We start from the raw sequence: 15060 nt of genomic DNA, 5'->3' as shown, positions 1-15060 counted from the left end.
CCATGCCCGAAGATTCCCAGAAAGCTCACAACCCAAGTGGCCACTTGCAGGGGCCGCAGAAGAAACATCTCGCGCCATTGGCATTTTTGTTTCCTGGGCAGGGGTCGCAATCAGTAGGAATGGGGCGGGAACTCGCTGCCATGTACCCGGTAGCACAGCACACCTTCGAGGAAGCCGACGAGGCCCTCAACTTCAAGTTATCCAAAATTTGCTGGGAAGGGCCGGAGGAGAAGCTTCGCCTCACCGAGATTACGCAACCGGCAATTTTGACAATGTCCATAGCCGCATTCCGCGTTTTGCAGGAGAAAGGGATCGTGCCGCAGTACGCCGCCGGCCATAGCTTGGGCGAATACTCGGCACACGTGGCGGCCGAAACTGTGAGCTTCCCCGATGCCATACGCACTGTGCGCAACCGCGGCAAATATATGCAGGAGGCGGTGCCGGTGGGCGAGGGCGCCATGGCTGCGGTGCTGGGGATGTCACTGGAGAAGCTAACCGAGCTTTGTCGCGAAGCCGCACAGGGACAAGTGTGCGAGCCGGCAAATATTAACTCTCCCGAGCAGATCGTGATATCCGGCAGCAAAGCCGCCGTGGAGCGCGCAGCCGAACTGGCCAAACAACGAGGGGCAAAACGCGCCATCCTGCTGCCGGTGAGCGCGCCATTCCATTGCTCGCTGATGCGGCCGGCGCAGGACCGGCTCGAGCCCGACCTTCGAGCGTTGCACCTCGATGATCCCGAGACAGAGGTTGTATGCAATGTTGATGCCGATCTGGTGGAAACCGCTGAGAGATGCCGCGACACGCTTCTTCGCCAGGTGACGGGAGCGGTACGATGGTCGGACTCCATGCGTCTGCTGATCGGCCGTGGAGTCTCAAGTTACATTGAGGTTGGGCCGGGCAAGGTGCTCTGTGGTCTTATGCGCCAGATTGACCGCGCGAGTACCTGCATGAATGTTGAAGACGAAGCCTCGTTGCAAAAAGTTCTGAATCACTTCGAGCACGCCAGCAGCCGCGCGCAGTAGTTTCAGCTACTTAGTGGTACTTCCCCTCTATTGACCCGGTGATCCTCTTTTACAACTCAAAATACGCTGTCCATTGCAGTCCTCGTACGTCTTACTGCTAACACGGCGGGCTGGATTCTACGGAACAACTCGCCTGTCTGCTTCGTAATCAGCCTCAGGGTTGAGGCTATCGTCTGTGCCAAAACAGGCGCCTACTGTTGAAGATGGGGTGCAGCGGGCGTTAAGAGGGTCAAGACGTCGGAATTCTGTGACCGAATTTCGCATCGTTTTGAGAAGACCAAGGTCTAACGACTATGCATTCGGACGCTATTGAGCGACGTCTGCTACAGCGGCAGTGGTTCATCTGGTTCTTGCTCGCCTGTTTCTGGATGACCCTGAGCGTTGTTGGCACTTGGGTCAACCACAACCAATACATCTTTTCCAAGCACCCCATCACATGGCACCACGCCGGGATGATGAACCTGGTCGCGTATGGCTCATGGGCTCTGGTTCTCACGCCGCTCATTTTGCTCATCTGTTGGTATTTTCCCTTGGAGCGTGGCAGGCTGGGCCGCGCTATACCGGTGCACTTGGTTGGCATGTTCTCCATGGGAGTTGTGGAATCTCTCATTCGACTTCCGTTCTGCCGTTTTCTGTGCCCTGACCTCATTTCCTTGAGCCCGTGGCAGCGCTTCCGAGGTGAGGTGTTCGTGCTCATGGAAGCCGACATCTGGATGTACCTGGCGGTGGTGGGGGTCCTCCATGTGCTGCTGTACTACTCGCGATTCAAAGATCGTGAATTGAAAGCTGCCCGCCTGGAAGCGCAGCTGGCGAGTACCGAGTTACAGCTGCTGAAAATGCAACTGCACCCGCATTTTCTGTTCAACACCCTGCACACAATTGCGGCCATGATGCACAAAGACGTTCGCCGAGCGGAGCAGATGATTATGCAGCTTGGCGATTTGCTCAGACTCACGCTTGAAGGCGTGAACGTAGAAGAGGTGACGCTAAAACGCGAGGTGGATTTCTTGCAGCGTTATCTCGACATACAGCAAGTGCGCTTCCAGGAGCGCTTGCAGGTGAACATTGATATTCAACCGAACACCTGGGACGCCTGTGTTCCCTATCTGCTGCTGCAACCATTGGTAGAGAATGCCGTGCAACACGGCATAGCGAGGCGGTCGTTGCCAGGAAGAATAGAGATATTTGCTAGTCGAGAGAACGGCCACCTCTTACTTTCCATACGGAATGATGGCCCACCAGCGAATGGCGGAGGTGTTGTCCGCAGTGGTGGTATGGGACTGAGCAACACCCGTGCCCGGCTCCGTCGGCTGTATGGCCCCGGTCACGACTTCACGATGGAGCACCTGGCCACCGGAGGCGCTGAAGTGCAGGTCCGCATACCTTTTAAGTCAGCTCCTGCCGTTGAGCAGCCGGCACACGTTTTTTCCGCGGCCGATTAGCCGTGATGCAGGGAGACCATGATCCGCACCTTGATTGCTGAAGACGAGCCCGTCGCGCGCGAGCGGCTGCGCACTCTGCTCACGCAGGAAGAGGATATTCAGGTAATCGGCGACTGCAAGGATGGAGAGGAAACCATCAATGCAGTGCGCGCCCTGAAGCCGGATTTATTGTTTCTCGACGTGGAAATGCCAAACGTAAATGGCTTTGGGGTCCTGGATGAAGTTGGTCCCGATGCCTGCCCGGTGGTGATTTTTACCACTGCGTACGACCACTATGCAGTGAAGGCCTTCGATATGCATGCTCTCGATTATTTACTCAAGCCCTTCGACGAAACCAGACTCAAGCAGGCCCTGAACCGGGCCCGCACACATATTCAGCGCTCGGAAAATGAACAGCTGGCCCATCGCTTGTTCAACTTGTTGCAGGATGTGGGCCCCAAGTTTGCCGATCGGCTGGTGATTCGCTCTGGCGGCCGCATCGTTTTTCTGAAGACCCGTGAAATTGACTGGATTGAGGCCGCGGGCAATTACGTGCAAATCCACTCAGGGGAGCACTGCCATCTGGTGCGCGAGACCATGAACTCGATGGAGAGCAAGTTAGACACTTCCATGTTTCTTCGCATTCACCGCTCCATTATCGTTAACGTCGAAAGCATCAAGGAGTTGGAGCCCTGCGGCAACGGCGAATACATCGTGCAGCTCTACAACGGCAAAGGCCTGTCTCTGAGTCGCAGTTTCCGCGACCGGCTTGACCAACTCCTTGGAAGCGATACTCCTGCCAGCAAGCGAATACGCGCGATCTGAAGAACACGTGTAGGGCGGACACTCTTGTCCGCCACATGTTCGCGGGCAAGAGTGCCCGCGCTACACGAAGACAATTACACTTGAAATGTTATTTTCTCTGTGCTTTCGGCTCTAAAAATCCCTCAGCCCTAATGCAACACAGCTCGTCCTAGCAAACCTGGCGAGCTGTCCCATCCTGCGAAACCCCACAACTGCCACCCCGTCGAATGCCCAATGAACATTTGAGCAGTGGTCGTTGGGGGGCGTCATGACCGATCAAGGGTTGAGAGGCAAGCAGCAGAGTTGCTCGAACGGAACACCACGTCGCTGGAACTTGGGACCTGCAGCAACATTGATATTCATCTTGATGGCAAGTGAATTCATGCTGGCCGGCGGCGGTGCGGACCTGACCGAGAGCACGCGGAAGATCGTGCCGCTTGAACAGTCAACCGTCCCGTTCAGGCTCTACAACGGATACACCATCATCGCTCAAGGGACGATCGGCGGCCTGACCAGTCAAAACCTGCTGATAGACACAGGAGCAAGTCCCACGATCATTGATCAGAGGGCGGCCGATAAGCTCGGGCTCAAACGCGAGCTCGCCAAGTTAGCGCTGTTCAATCGCAACGTTCCCGCGCAAAATGCAGTCGTAAAAAATGTCGTCTTCGGCCCGGTGCACAGAGACATCCTCCCCGTCCTGGTCGCAGATTTGTCCTCGATCGAGCGGCAGCTCAAGTTACGCGTGGATGCGATTATTGGTTTGGATTTGATCGGGGAGAGAAGCTTCAGCATTGATTACAAGCACAAGCTGATCTCGTTTGGAGCGGCACAGGATTCACAAGAGGTCCCATTCTCCAGCGGGCCGCCCTTTATCACGGTGGCTATCAAGATTGCTAACCGGCCCATGCGGTTATTAGTAGACACCGGCACCTTCGGACTGATGTTGTTTGGCAGCCAGGTACGCGGACTGGACGCAGAAATGACTAAGGTGAACGGTAGTTCCCACAACATTGGTGGCCGCTTTCGATACCAGACGATGGTCGTTCCGGCAGCGAAACTAGGACGCGTCAACTTCGGTCAGCAATACGTTTCCGTAGTGGACGACCAGCTAGATTGGGGCAGGCAATTTGATGGTTTGATGGGGATTCCGTTCCTTCACCCCAGCCGCATCAGTTTCAACTTTGAACGCAACACCTTTGGTTGGAGCCATTGACCGTAGTCAGTTAAGAAGGGAACTGCCCCGCGGGGAAGAACCAGGATCTTGCCGTTTCAGGGTAGGACGATCATCGTCGCTGCCACCCTTTTTCTGCTCAGGATTCTGCGTCCGTCGCAAGGTAGGCTCTTTGTCCTTCGGATTCGTGACCTTGTGGCGGTTTTCAATCTGCGCCAGCCGGGCTTTCACGTCCTGGAATTCCGACGTGTCCACTACGTACTGCTGTCGCGACGGCAAAATGGTAGCGATTTCCTCCTGCGATCTTGCCGCGCGCTCCGGGGTCTGCGGATGGCTGTCAAAAGTCTTGTCTAAAAATCCAGGTTTCTTCTTTTCCATCGCCGAAAGCTTCTCGAAAAAGCTGGTGAAGGACTGCGGATCGTAGCCGGCCTTGTACATGTATTGCACGCCCAGATAATCGGCCTCGGCCTCGAAGCCGCGGGAAAATTTCATGAACGTCACAGGCAGGGCCAATCCCGCGGCACTCTGGACTGCGTAGCCAATCCCGCCGCCCACAAAAATCAAAGGAATGGAAGCCAGATTGGCAAGTTGGCCGCGTGTCTGCTCGCGAGCAATGTGGCACGCGGCAACATGCGCAATCTCATGGGACATGACGCCGGCGAGTTCAGCTTCGTTGTCCGCAGCCAGAATCAGGCCGGAATTCACGTAAAAAAATCCGCCCGGCAGAGCGAAAGCATTCACCACGTCGGAATCAATGACTTTGATGGTGAAGGGAACCTTGGAGTCCGAGTTGCGCACCAGGTTTTGGCCGAGCCGATTTACATATTCGCCAACCAGGGCGTCTTTGACCAGCTTGCTGGAAGAATCCACCATCTGGGAATACTGCCGTCCCATTGCGACCTGTTTTTCCAGGCTCATCCAGTTACCAAAGCCGCGGTTGCAGCCGACGTTGCGATTGCCAATCGCGGAGACGTCTTTGAGGCTGCCGTCGGTGATCTCCTTCGGTAACTTCTCGTCTTTGGTGGTGTCCTTATCGCTAGCAAAACCGCCGACGCTAAACAGAACTGCCGCGATGAGCGCGAGCGCACGATATCTCATAGGAGTGCCTCACCAGCTACTATAAACCCTGTACCACCCAGTTATTCCGGATTCTGCAGTGGTTTTGAGTAGACGCGGGCCCCACAAGATTCAATTACTGGTAAGTGCCTGCCGCACCCCGTTTTACACGATCTCGTCGGCAGCGAAACGGCTTGGTATCGCAGGCGCTTCGTTGACCCGCGGCAGCTTTCGCCCAGTGAGCACGCGAGACCACTCCAGCGCGGACTCGGCCACAATCAGCACCACCAGTAGCACCAGAACGCCGCTGACGGCGGCGTCCAGTCTATCGTTGAATACCAGGCGCGCAATCTCGCTAGCTCGCGCAGGCGTTGCGCCGGACTCTGTGGTCAGTTGCCGCGCGTGTGCCAGGAATCCAATGCGCGGATTCTCGCTGAAGATTTTCTGGTAGGACGCGCTGAAGGTCACCGCAATCAGCCATCCGAGTGGGACCACCGTCACCCACGCGTAACGGGCCTTCTTCATTTTGACGAGTATGGTAGTAGCCACGCAAAAAGCTACTGTCGCCAACAACTGGTTTGAAATTCCAAACAGTGGCCACAGGGAATTGATTCCGCCCAGCGGGTCTTTGATCCCCTGCCACAGAAAATAACCCCAGGCGCCCACGATCAGCGCACTGGTGGTGATCACGCTGGGGTACCAGCTGGTACGGCCAAGCGGCTCCCAGATGTGGCTGAGCGCCTCCTGAACCATGAAGCGGCCGACGCGCGTGCCGGCATCGAGAATGCTGAGGATAAACAACGCCTCAAACATGATGGCGAAGTGGTACCAAAGGGCCATTAGGATTTTCCCGCCCAGGCTGCTGGCAAAGATGTGCGCCATGCCAACTGCAAATGCAGGTGCGCCGCCGGTACGATTGAACAACGTGCGTTCGCCAACGGCCTGCGCCAAAGCCGTCATCTCCGTCGCAGTCACGGGAAAACCCCACGAGGAAATTGTGGCCGTAGCCGCTGCGGGAGCGGCGCCCACCACTCCTGCAGGACTGTTGATCGCAAAATACACACCCGGCTGCAGCACGCAGGCTGCGATTGTCGCCATGATGGCCACAAACGACTCTGCCGCCATTGCGCCGTAACCCACCATACGGGTCTCGGTTTCCCGAGTAATCAACTTTGGAGTTGTGCCGCTGGAGATCAAGGCATGAAAGCCGCTGATGGCGCCACAGGCGATGGTGATGAAAGCGAACGGAAAGATTTTGCCCGCGAACACCGGCCCCGAACCGTCGGTGAATCGCGTCAGCGCCGGCATGTGCATCGTCGGGTGAAGGATCACAATTCCGACCGCCAGGACCGCGATTGTCCCCAACTTCACGAACGTGCTCAGATAGTCTCGCGGGGCAAGTAGCAGCCAGACCGGCAATGCCGAAGCCGCAAAACCGTAAACAATCATGGCCACCGCGAGGGTGCCGGCACTCAGAGTGAAATACGGGCTGATGGTTGCCGATTGCGAAACCCACTGCCCACCCCAGATAGCGGCCAGCACCAGCACGAATCCAATGAAGGAAACCTCCAGAACTTTCCCCGGACGAATCCTGCGCAGATAGACTCCCATCAACAGCGCAATAGGGATCGTCATCGCGATAGTGAAGGTTCCCCAGGGACTGTTCTTCAGCGCGTTCACTACAATGAGCGCGATGACACCTAGCAGAATGGTAATGATCACCAGGACCGCGACATAAGCTACGAAACCCCCAATTCGCCCGATCTCATCCCGCGCCATTTCGGTCAGTGATTTGCCGTCGCGCCTCACGGAAAAGAGCAGGATCACAAAATCCTGCACGCAACCGCCGAACACCGCGCCCGCCAGGACCCAAAGCGTACCGGGCAGATATCCGAATTGGGCCGCCAGCACTGGGCCCACCAGCGGCCCGGGTCCTGCAATGGCCGCGAAGTGATGACCGAAAACCACCCACTTGTTTGTAGGCACAAAGTCGCGGCCATTCTCCAGGCGCTCAGCGGGAGTGGCTCGCGTTGAGTCGAGCACCAGAACCTTCGCTGAAAGAAATTTGCTGTAGAAGCGGTAGCCGAGTGCGTAGCTGCAAACCGCGGCTACGACCAGCCACATGGCATTTATGGACTCACCACGCCGTAGCGCGATGGTGGCAACCGAGGCAGCGCCAAATCCGGAGATCCCAATCCACAAGCCAATACGGAGTATTCGGTTCATTAAGGAGTCTTAAGCACGGAATTGTGCAGACCTTCCAGAAATGACTTGCCGGTGTTCCTCAGCTTTTCTTCGAGACGTGTCGTGCAGTCGCAATCCCCGCAGGCCCAGGGTTCGCTCCCATTCTGATCGCGGCACTTGCGCCGGTCATGCGCGTCCTGCACCTTGACCAAATCGAAATACTCTTCCCAGTAAGGACGTTCTTCCTGCAAAGGCGTAGGGCAGTAACAGACCTCAACCCAGCGCGCGGTCTGGTCGGCGCATAGCCTCGCGTCGTTCATGTTGCGCAGGTACTCGCCTTCAGCAACCGAGCCTTCTCCCAGTGTGCCGCGGTCAATCGCGTCCAGGAGGGCGCGTTCACAGCCAGGTCTAACGCGGGCTCGAACTAGATATCGCATATCGTTATAGATAACCTCGAGAAAAAAATCGATGCAGCCGCCGGCGCTGAGAATGCTATTTCACGAACGTCAACCCATGAGGCACCGCATGCGGGAAGACGTACGCGTACAGCATCACAATAATTCCCACGATAGCTCCCAAGGAAACTGAGTGCCAAAACATAAAACGGAAAACAATTCCCTCATTGCCTACCTGCTCCGTAGCTGAGGTGGCGATGGTAATGGATTGAGCGTCAACCATCTTGCCCATGACGCCCCCGGCACTATTGGCAGCACACATAAGGACAGGATCAATGCCGAGCTGCTGTGAGGTGATGCGCTGCAGGCTTCCAAAAAGTGCATTGGATGAAGTATCACTGCCCGTGAGGGCGACCCCGAGCCAACCCAAGAATGTGCCAAAGAAAGGATAGGCCCAGCCGGTGCGAGTAAAGGCGAGCCCTAAGACTGCATCCAGCCCCGAGTACCGGGTCACGTAGCCGAGTCCGAGCATGAAGGAGATGGCGATCATAGCCAGGCGCATGCGGACCAGTGTCCTCCAGAAGATTTTCGTTAGCCTGAGCGGACTCAGGCCGAGCAGCAGGCCAGAGACGAGCGCCGCTAGAAAACAGGCACTTCCCGTGGCTGACAGCCAGTTGAAATCGTATCGCGCCGGTTCGGGGCTTGGCTTGGCCACGACCGGCGCAGAACGATACACCGCATTGTGCAGGTGGGGGACATCCCAACCCGGCGGTCCAGGTCTAACTTTTCCATCCGCTAGCACAACAGTAAACGCCGGAGTCGTGGCTTGATTTATGGAGCGCTTGATCGAGGGTAATCCCCATACCAGTACAAAAACGGAGAGGATGGCGAATGGCATCCACGCCTTGAACACTTTGCCGGCAGAATATGAGCGCGGTTTGACGTACCTGTCAAAGTCCGCAGCGGCCCATCTCCCGCCTACGTCGTCCATAATTTGTGGCAGCGCAGAGGCCGGGGGCGTGGCTTTGTCCTCTTCGAAGCGCCAGATGTTCTTAGGCTTCCAAAACCGGAGAAAAGCTACGGTGACAACGATCGCCACCACCGCGCTGATGATGTCCACCAGATTGCTGTCCACATGGTTCGACCAGAAGAACTGAGTCAGAGCGAAAGAAAAGCCGACAACCAGGATCGCGGGGAGCACTTCAAGGGTTTCGCTCCAGCCCACCATGGTTCGAACTAACCACAACGGAACAATCACGGCGGTAAAGGGCAGGATGCGGCCAATCATGGCGCTCAGGTCAGATTCTGGTAAGCCGCAAACTGCCGCCAGCGTGTGAATGGGCGTTCCGATGGAGCCCCACGCAACCGGGGCCGTATTCGCAATCAGGTTCAAGACGGCTGCATGGAAAGGCTTGAACCCAAGTCCAATCATGAAGGCGCCGGCAATCGCCACCGGGGCGCCAAATCCAGCTGCTCCCTCAATAAACGCGCCGAAGCAGAAGGCGACCAGCAACGCCTGCAAACGGCGGTCCGGAGTGATGGTGGCCACCGACTCCTTCATGATTTCGAACTGGCCGGTTTCTACAGAAATGTCGTACAGATAAACAGCGGCGAGGACAATCCAGGCAATCTTAAGCAGCCCAAAGGCTACGCCATAGCCGAAGCTCATCACCGCCAAAATCGCCGGCATCTTGAAAAATACCATTGCCACCACGATCGCGGTGAAGGCTCCCGCAATAGCACACCAGTGCGGCTTCACTTTGAGGCCGGCGAGCATACCCAGCAGCACGAAAATGGGAAGCGCAGCAATGAGTGTGGACAACCACCAGTGACCCAGCGGGTCGTACACCTGGTTCCAGTGCATTCGGCTCTTCCTTGCCGGAGAAACTCCCGGACGCCTTTCCTCAAACCCAGCGAATCGCCATGTATGATAATCGCTTCGCCAGCGTCTGAGACTTGCAATATTGGGGAACTGCAGATGACCAGAGCAGCCCGCGCGGTTGCGTCTCCGCGTGTGATCAACATTGAAGATCTGCGGCGGATGGCGCGCCGTCGTGTGCCACGGGTCGTATTCGACTACATTGATGGCGGAGCCGATGGCGAGGTCACACTTCGCGAAAACTGCCGTGCCTTCGATCGCGTGACTTTTCGGCCGCGACATGCGGTGGCGCTTCCCGCCTGTGATCTGCGCACAAAAGTCTTGGGAGCGGAGCTTTCTTTGCCCGCCATGCTGGCTCCAGTTGGGTACAGCCGGCTGATGCATCCCACAGGCGAACCGGCCGCTGCCCGCGCAGCCGGTGCAGCGGGGACGGGGTACATCCTTTCCACTCTTTCTGGTCACAAGCTGGAAGATGTGAGAGCGGCCTCGTCGGGTCCGGTCTGGTACCAACTCTACCTGGTAGGTGGGCGCGAAGTGGCCGAGGCCAGCATCGCCAGAGCGCGGGCCGCTGGTTTTTCAGCGCTGGTGGTCACCATTGACACCGCCGTGTCCGGGCTGCGCGAGCGCGATTTGCGAAATGGCATGATCGAGCTTATGAGCGGCAGCATTTTTGCCAAGATTCCTTTTCTGCCGGAATTGCTATCGCATCCGGGATGGCTGGTATCTTTCCTCGCCGATGGCGGCGTACCGCGGCTCCCCAACGTAGTTTTTCCTGGTTCAGGTCCGCTCCCAATGACTGACGTCGGCGCGGCACTCGCCAGTTCCACCGTTACCTGGGAGGATTTGCGATGGCTGCGCGAATTGTGGCCCGGACCCATCGTCGTCAAAGGTGTGCTCACGGGCGAAGATGCAAAGCGGGCGGTGGATGAAGGCGCAGCGGCGGTAGTGGTTTCAAATCATGGCGGGCGGCAACTGGACGGAGTTCCAGCCACGCTGGACGTGCTTCCCGAAGTTCTGGCGGCCGTTAATGGCCAGGTTGAGGTTCTGATGGACGGAGGGATCCGTCGCGGCAGCGACATTATTAAAGCAGTTTGCCTTGGGGCCCGGGCTGTTCTCATGGGCCGGGCATATGCCTATGGTCTGGCCGCTGCCGGTGAGGCTGGGGTCACGCGCGCGCTTCAGATTGTGCGTTCGGACATGGAACGCACGCTGAAGCTCCTGGGATGTACTTCGGTGGCGAAGCTCGACCGATCGTATGTGACTGCTCCAGTTGACCACTGCTTACCGCAAAAGTCCTACTGACGTGTATCACCACGGTGGAACCTGGTTTTTCTTTTTCCCCGATCACGTTTACGCTACAACACCTACGCTGGTAATGGCGTCCATCCATTAAATTGGGCCGATCTTTCTTTACTGGGCATCTCACCTAAAGAACATTACAGTTCAGCGAAGGCGCGTGTTCGCCAATTGAGTTCAAGACGGGAGATAACAGGAAATGAAAGTAGGGTTCATCGGCTTGGGCAACATGGGGTCTGGTATGGTCCGCAACCTCATTAAGGCGGGACACGCACTCACCGTTTACAACCGGACACCCAAGCGCGCAGAAGAGTTCAAGGTGCTGGGCGCCAAGGTCGCCGAGACCCCGGCAGACGCTGCCTCCGGGGTGGAAGTGTTGATCACCATGTTGGCAGATGATCACGCGCTGGAAGGTGTAGTGTTCGAGCCGGGCAGAGTGCTTCAGTCACTCCCTGCGAACGCCATTCATGTCTCCATGAGCACGATCAGTGTTGCCCTTTCCCAGCGGTTAGTGGACGCTCATCGGCAAAACAAGCAGCATTATGTTGCTGCGCCCGTTTTCGGGCGTCCCGATGCAGCTGCTGCCGCGAAACTTTTTATTGTCACCGCCGCCCCATCCGAGCAGGTCGAGCGCTGCCGCCCTTTGTTCGAAGTCATGGGACAAAAGACGTTTGTGATCAGCGACAATCCTCCGGCAGCAAATACTACAAAATTAGCGGGAAATTTCCTGATCAGCACCGTCATTGAGAGCTTTGCAGAAGCCTCGGCATTGGTCCGGAAATCGGGCGTTGATGCGAAAAAGTTCCTGGAAGTTATGACCGGTTCTCTGTTCGATGCCCCAATCTATCGAACTTACGGAGCTCTCATCACTGAACAAAAGTTCGAACCGGCTGGATTCAAACTGCAACTCGGATTGAAAGACAACCGCCTGGTCATCGCTGCCGCGGAAGCAGCAGCGGCGCCTTTGCCCATGGCCAGTCTTGTGCACGACCATTTTGTGGCCGCCGTCGCGCAAGGTTTGGCCGACGCCGACTGGTCCGCGGTTTCACAGATCTCGGCGCGAAACGCCGGACTCTGAGTGGCTGCTGGTCTATGCCGCAGCTCGGAAATATGGAGGTCGTGATGCCAACCAAAACTGAAGAACTCAAAGATCGTCTCACCCGGGCCGAGGAAATCGAAATCAGCGTGGTCGGAAGAAAGACCGGCCGTAGAATCTCTAACCCGGTGTGGTTCGTAGTTGAGGGGAACACGTTGTATCTATTGCCGGTGAAAGGCTCAGACACACAGTGGTACAAGAACGTACTTCAGAACCGGCGAATCCGAATTTCTGCCGAGGGGGTACAAGCTGAATTCGACGCCAATCCAGTGACCGACCCCAAAATCGTCAAGTCCGTCGTTGAGAAATTCCGCAAGAAGTATGGAGAGGCGGACGTGAAGAAATACTATTCGAAATTCGATGTTGCAGTGGTTGTAAAGATCGAATAAAGCGTTTCGAAAAACTAATCAGGAGGAGTGTTATGGATAATCTTAAGGGTTTGAAAGTCGCAATTCTAATCGAGAATGGCTTCGAGCAAGTGGAGATGGTCAAACCCAGGAAAGCACTGAATGATGCAGGAGCTGAGACATACGTGGTGTCTCCGCAGCAGCAGCGCGTTCGGGGGTGGAACTTCACCGAATGGGGCGAGGAGTTTCCTGTAGACATCCACCTGGACAAAGCTAAACCTGATAATTTTGACGCGCTTTTGCTGCCGGGAGGGGTCATGAATCCCGACAAACTCCGTATGGAGCCGAAAGCGGTGGAGTTTGTGAAGGCATTTTTTGATGCCAACAAGCCTGTAGCGGTGATCTGCCATGGCCCTTGGACCGTCATCGAAGCCGGCTCGGCCCGCGGCAAGCGTATCGCTTCATGGCCGTCGCTTAGAACCGATCTGCGCAATGCGGGTGCAGAGTGGGTGGACGAGGAGTGCGTGACCGATGGCAACATAGTATCCAGCCGCAACCCTGATGATATTCCGGCATTCAATCGGGGGATGATTGACCTGTTCAGCCGGACGAAAGGGCAGGTACGACAAGCAGCATGACAACAGCAATCAAGAAGCTGGCTGAATGCGCTCACTTGGATGAAATTAAGCTCACGAAACCGACGAAGCACGTGTGCGAGGATTGCGTGAAGATCGGCGACACTTGGGTCCATTTACGAATGTGCCTGACCTGTGGCCACGTCGGCTGCTGTGACTCATCGAAGAACCGGCATGCCACCAAGCACTTTCACGCGGTTGGACATCCGCTCATTCGTTCAGCCGAGCCAGGCGAGCGTTGGATCTGGTGCTATGTTGACGAGGTCGCACCGGGCGAATTGGCTGCGTAGCGGCTGACTTGAAGTCCTAAAGCTGGATTGCGGCTTCTCCAGCCAGCAGCTATGATGCGCAGACCGTGACGGAACTCCTCCGCACCCTGCGCTTACGCGATTTGCTGTTGCTGGTGATAGGTTCCGTGATCGGGTCAGGAATTTTCCTGGTTCCCGCCGGAATCCTGAATCAGGTTGACCACTCGGTGGTCGCGGCAGCGCTGGTGTGGGTCTTTGGCGGAATCCTCTCCCTGATGGGGGCGCTCACTTACGCGGAGCTGGCGGTTACCCGGCCCGCCGCCGGTGGCGTTTACGTCTATATTCGCGACGCCTTTGGATCGCTTCCCGCCTTCCTCTACGGCTGGAGCCTATTCCTGGCAATTGCCAGCGGCGAAGTATCGGCACTGGCGGTCGCGTTCAGCGCCTACCTCGGCAGAATAATTCCTCTAAGTACGTTGGGAGCGAAGATAGTCGCCTCGGCAATGATCGCCGTGGTCACTGCGGTGAACGTTTGGGGTACTCGCAAGAGCTCAGACCTACAAAACTGGACAACTCTGATCAAGGCCCTCTTGATTGTTGGCATCAGCGCTGTACTGCTGGCGCTTGGCCGCGGCTATTCGGGAATACCTGCCTCTCTCTGGCCGTCCACTGTTTCAGGATCGCTGTTTTCGAAGTTCGGACTGGCAATGATCACGGTTTTTTGGGCATATGAAGGCTGGCAATTCGTGACCTATAGCGCGGGCGAAGCGGTGAATCCTAAGAGAGACTTTCCCCGGGCCATGTTCTCCGGAGTTATATTCCTGATTGGGGTTTACCTGCTGGCAAATCTTGGTTATCTCGCCGCTCTGGGGCCAGAGAAGGTAGGCCGCTCCGAGACCATCGCCGCCGCTTCCATCTCAGCGGTACTAGGTCCGGGCGCAGCCAAGATTGTGGCGCTCACTATTTTGATTTCTGTATTCAGCGCTACTAACAGCGTTGTTCTGACCGCGCCGCGAGTGTTTTATGCGATGGCAAACGACGGCCTGTTCTTTCGTAAGCTTGCGGACGTTCATCCGCGGTTTCGCACTCCCGCAACTGCTGTGATTGCGCTCGGAATCTGGTCTATTTTTCTGGCTTGGCTGGGAAAATTCCAGGAACTGATCGGCTACGCCATGTTCGTGGCTTGGATTTTTTATGGGCTGGCGGCCGCAGCGGTTTTCGTCTATCGGCGCAAATACCCGGAAGTAGAGCGTTCGTACCGCGTGCCGGGATATCCGTGGACGCCGATGCTCTTCGTGCTCGCAGCCGCGGTGCTGGTTATCAATGCCATCATCTCCGCCGGCGCCAATGCGGTGATCGGGCTCAGTGTGGTCGCGGTCGGGTTGCCGGTTTATTTTCTCTGGCGCCGCCGTCGCTTGCCAGAAGCTCCCGAGTACTCCCGTGTTCCCTGACCGAATGCTCGCGGTGATTCTCCTGGTAAACCCACCATGCTATTCTGACGCTACT

At 56.6% G+C, this 15060-nt stretch carries 14 protein-coding genes; 10 read left to right on the top strand and 4 right to left on the bottom strand.

All coding sequences use genetic code 11. From position 1 onward, the window contains the following. The first annotated feature begins 2 nt into the window (after positions 1 to 2). From fabD to VFA76_00725, 4 genes are all read left to right on the top strand, one after another. Positions 3 to 1022, top strand: coding sequence for an ACP S-malonyltransferase (gene fabD / locus VFA76_00740; protein ID HZR30361.1), 1020 nt, complete (start codon positions 3 to 5; stop codon positions 1020 to 1022). Positions 1023 to 1315: 293 nt separating this feature from the next. Further along, entirely contained in the window at positions 1316 to 2464 is a 1149-nt protein-coding gene (locus VFA76_00735) for a histidine kinase (GenBank protein HZR30360.1), read from the top strand. A gap of 18 nt (positions 2465 to 2482) precedes the next feature. After that, entirely contained in the window at positions 2483 to 3268 is a 786-nt protein-coding gene (locus tag VFA76_00730) for a LytTR family DNA-binding domain-containing protein (GenBank protein HZR30359.1), read from the top strand. A 346-nt stretch (positions 3269 to 3614) separates the two neighbouring features. Further along, positions 3615 to 4460: a retroviral-like aspartic protease family protein gene (locus VFA76_00725; GenBank protein ID HZR30358.1), complete on the top strand. Its 846-nt coding sequence runs from the start codon at positions 3615 to 3617 to the stop codon at positions 4458 to 4460. Between the two features lie 6 nt (positions 4461 to 4466). Here VFA76_00725 and VFA76_00720 read toward each other — a convergent pair whose 3' ends face one another. The 4 genes from VFA76_00720 to VFA76_00705 form a co-directional block, all read right to left on the bottom strand. Continuing rightward, positions 4467 to 5516 carry a M48 family metallopeptidase gene (locus VFA76_00720; GenBank protein ID HZR30357.1) on the bottom strand — a complete coding sequence of 350 codons (1050 nt, stop codon included), beginning with the start codon at positions 5514 to 5516 and terminating at the stop codon, positions 4467 to 4469. 123 nt (positions 5517 to 5639) lie between these two features. Further along, positions 5640 to 7700 (bottom strand): carbon starvation CstA family protein, encoded by a 2061-nt coding sequence (locus VFA76_00715; protein HZR30356.1) that lies wholly within the window; start codon positions 7698 to 7700, stop codon positions 5640 to 5642. Next, on the bottom strand, positions 7700 to 8095 hold the full coding sequence (locus tag VFA76_00710) for a hypothetical protein (protein ID HZR30355.1): 396 nt from the start codon (positions 8093 to 8095) through the stop codon (positions 7700 to 7702). Before VFA76_00710 ends, VFA76_00715 begins: the two co-directional genes overlap by 1 nt. A gap of 55 nt (positions 8096 to 8150) precedes the next feature. Further along, positions 8151 to 9917, bottom strand: coding sequence for a lactate permease LctP family transporter (locus VFA76_00705; GenBank protein HZR30354.1), 1767 nt, complete (start codon positions 9915 to 9917; stop codon positions 8151 to 8153). 114 nt (positions 9918 to 10031) lie between these two features. On the opposite strand from VFA76_00705, the gene VFA76_00700 reads away from it, so the two are divergent. The 6 genes from VFA76_00700 (at position 10032) to VFA76_00675 (ending at position 15005) form a co-directional block, all read left to right on the top strand. Next, on the top strand, positions 10032 to 11234 hold the full coding sequence (locus tag VFA76_00700; protein HZR30353.1) for an alpha-hydroxy acid oxidase: 1203 nt from the start codon (positions 10032 to 10034) through the stop codon (positions 11232 to 11234). Between the two features lie 193 nt (positions 11235 to 11427). Next, positions 11428 to 12306, top strand: a complete 879-nt coding sequence (locus VFA76_00695) for an NAD(P)-dependent oxidoreductase (protein ID HZR30352.1) — start codon at positions 11428 to 11430, stop codon at positions 12304 to 12306. 44 nt (positions 12307 to 12350) lie between these two features. Next, the gene (locus VFA76_00690) at positions 12351 to 12713 is read left to right on the top strand and encodes a nitroreductase/quinone reductase family protein (GenBank protein ID HZR30351.1); all 363 of its coding nucleotides are present in this window, start codon (positions 12351 to 12353) and stop codon (positions 12711 to 12713) included. A gap of 32 nt (positions 12714 to 12745) precedes the next feature. After that, entirely contained in the window at positions 12746 to 13309 is a 564-nt protein-coding gene (locus tag VFA76_00685) for a type 1 glutamine amidotransferase domain-containing protein (protein ID HZR30350.1), read from the top strand. Beyond that, the gene (locus tag VFA76_00680) at positions 13306 to 13596 is read left to right on the top strand and encodes a UBP-type zinc finger domain-containing protein (protein HZR30349.1); all 291 of its coding nucleotides are present in this window, start codon (positions 13306 to 13308) and stop codon (positions 13594 to 13596) included. The genes VFA76_00685 and VFA76_00680 overlap by 4 nt, the downstream gene beginning before the upstream one ends. A gap of 65 nt (positions 13597 to 13661) precedes the next feature. Continuing rightward, a complete protein-coding gene (locus VFA76_00675; GenBank protein HZR30348.1) occupies positions 13662 to 15005 on the top strand; it encodes an amino acid permease in 1344 nt (447 codons plus the stop codon). The last annotated feature ends 55 nt before the right edge of the window (positions 15006 to 15060 follow it).

The sequence above is a fragment of the Terriglobales bacterium genome (assembly GCA_035651655.1).
Classification (GTDB): domain Bacteria; phylum Acidobacteriota; class Terriglobia; order Terriglobales; family Acidobacteriaceae; genus DASRFG01.
Note: the sequence above shows the minus strand (reverse complement) of the source record. Positions and strands in the feature narration are given on the sequence as shown.

What these genes read in the sequence shown, in the direction of transcription:
- fabD (HZR30361.1), top strand. Translation starts at nt 3, where the DNA reads ATGCCCGAAGATTCCCAGAAAGCTCACAACCCAAGTGGCCACTTGCAG.
- VFA76_00735 (HZR30360.1), top strand. Translation starts at nt 1,316, where the DNA reads ATGCATTCGGACGCTATTGAGCGACGTCTGCTACAGCGGCAGTGGTTC.
- VFA76_00730 (HZR30359.1), top strand. Translation starts at nt 2,483, where the DNA reads ATGATCCGCACCTTGATTGCTGAAGACGAGCCCGTCGCGCGCGAGCGG.
- VFA76_00725 (HZR30358.1), top strand. Translation starts at nt 3,615, where the DNA reads ATGGCAAGTGAATTCATGCTGGCCGGCGGCGGTGCGGACCTGACCGAG.
- VFA76_00720 (HZR30357.1), bottom strand. Translation starts at nt 5,516, where the DNA reads ATGAGATATCGTGCGCTCGCGCTCATCGCGGCAGTTCTGTTTAGCGTC.
- VFA76_00715 (HZR30356.1), bottom strand. Translation starts at nt 7,700, where the DNA reads ATGAACCGAATACTCCGTATTGGCTTGTGGATTGGGATCTCCGGATTT.
- VFA76_00710 (HZR30355.1), bottom strand. Translation starts at nt 8,095, where the DNA reads ATGCGATATCTAGTTCGAGCCCGCGTTAGACCTGGCTGTGAACGCGCC.
- VFA76_00705 (HZR30354.1), bottom strand. Translation starts at nt 9,917, where the DNA reads ATGCACTGGAACCAGGTGTACGACCCGCTGGGTCACTGGTGGTTGTCC.
- VFA76_00700 (HZR30353.1), top strand. Translation starts at nt 10,032, where the DNA reads ATGACCAGAGCAGCCCGCGCGGTTGCGTCTCCGCGTGTGATCAACATT.
- VFA76_00695 (HZR30352.1), top strand. Translation starts at nt 11,428, where the DNA reads ATGAAAGTAGGGTTCATCGGCTTGGGCAACATGGGGTCTGGTATGGTC.
- VFA76_00690 (HZR30351.1), top strand. Translation starts at nt 12,351, where the DNA reads ATGCCAACCAAAACTGAAGAACTCAAAGATCGTCTCACCCGGGCCGAG.
- VFA76_00685 (HZR30350.1), top strand. Translation starts at nt 12,746, where the DNA reads ATGGATAATCTTAAGGGTTTGAAAGTCGCAATTCTAATCGAGAATGGC.
- VFA76_00680 (HZR30349.1), top strand. Translation starts at nt 13,306, where the DNA reads ATGACAACAGCAATCAAGAAGCTGGCTGAATGCGCTCACTTGGATGAA.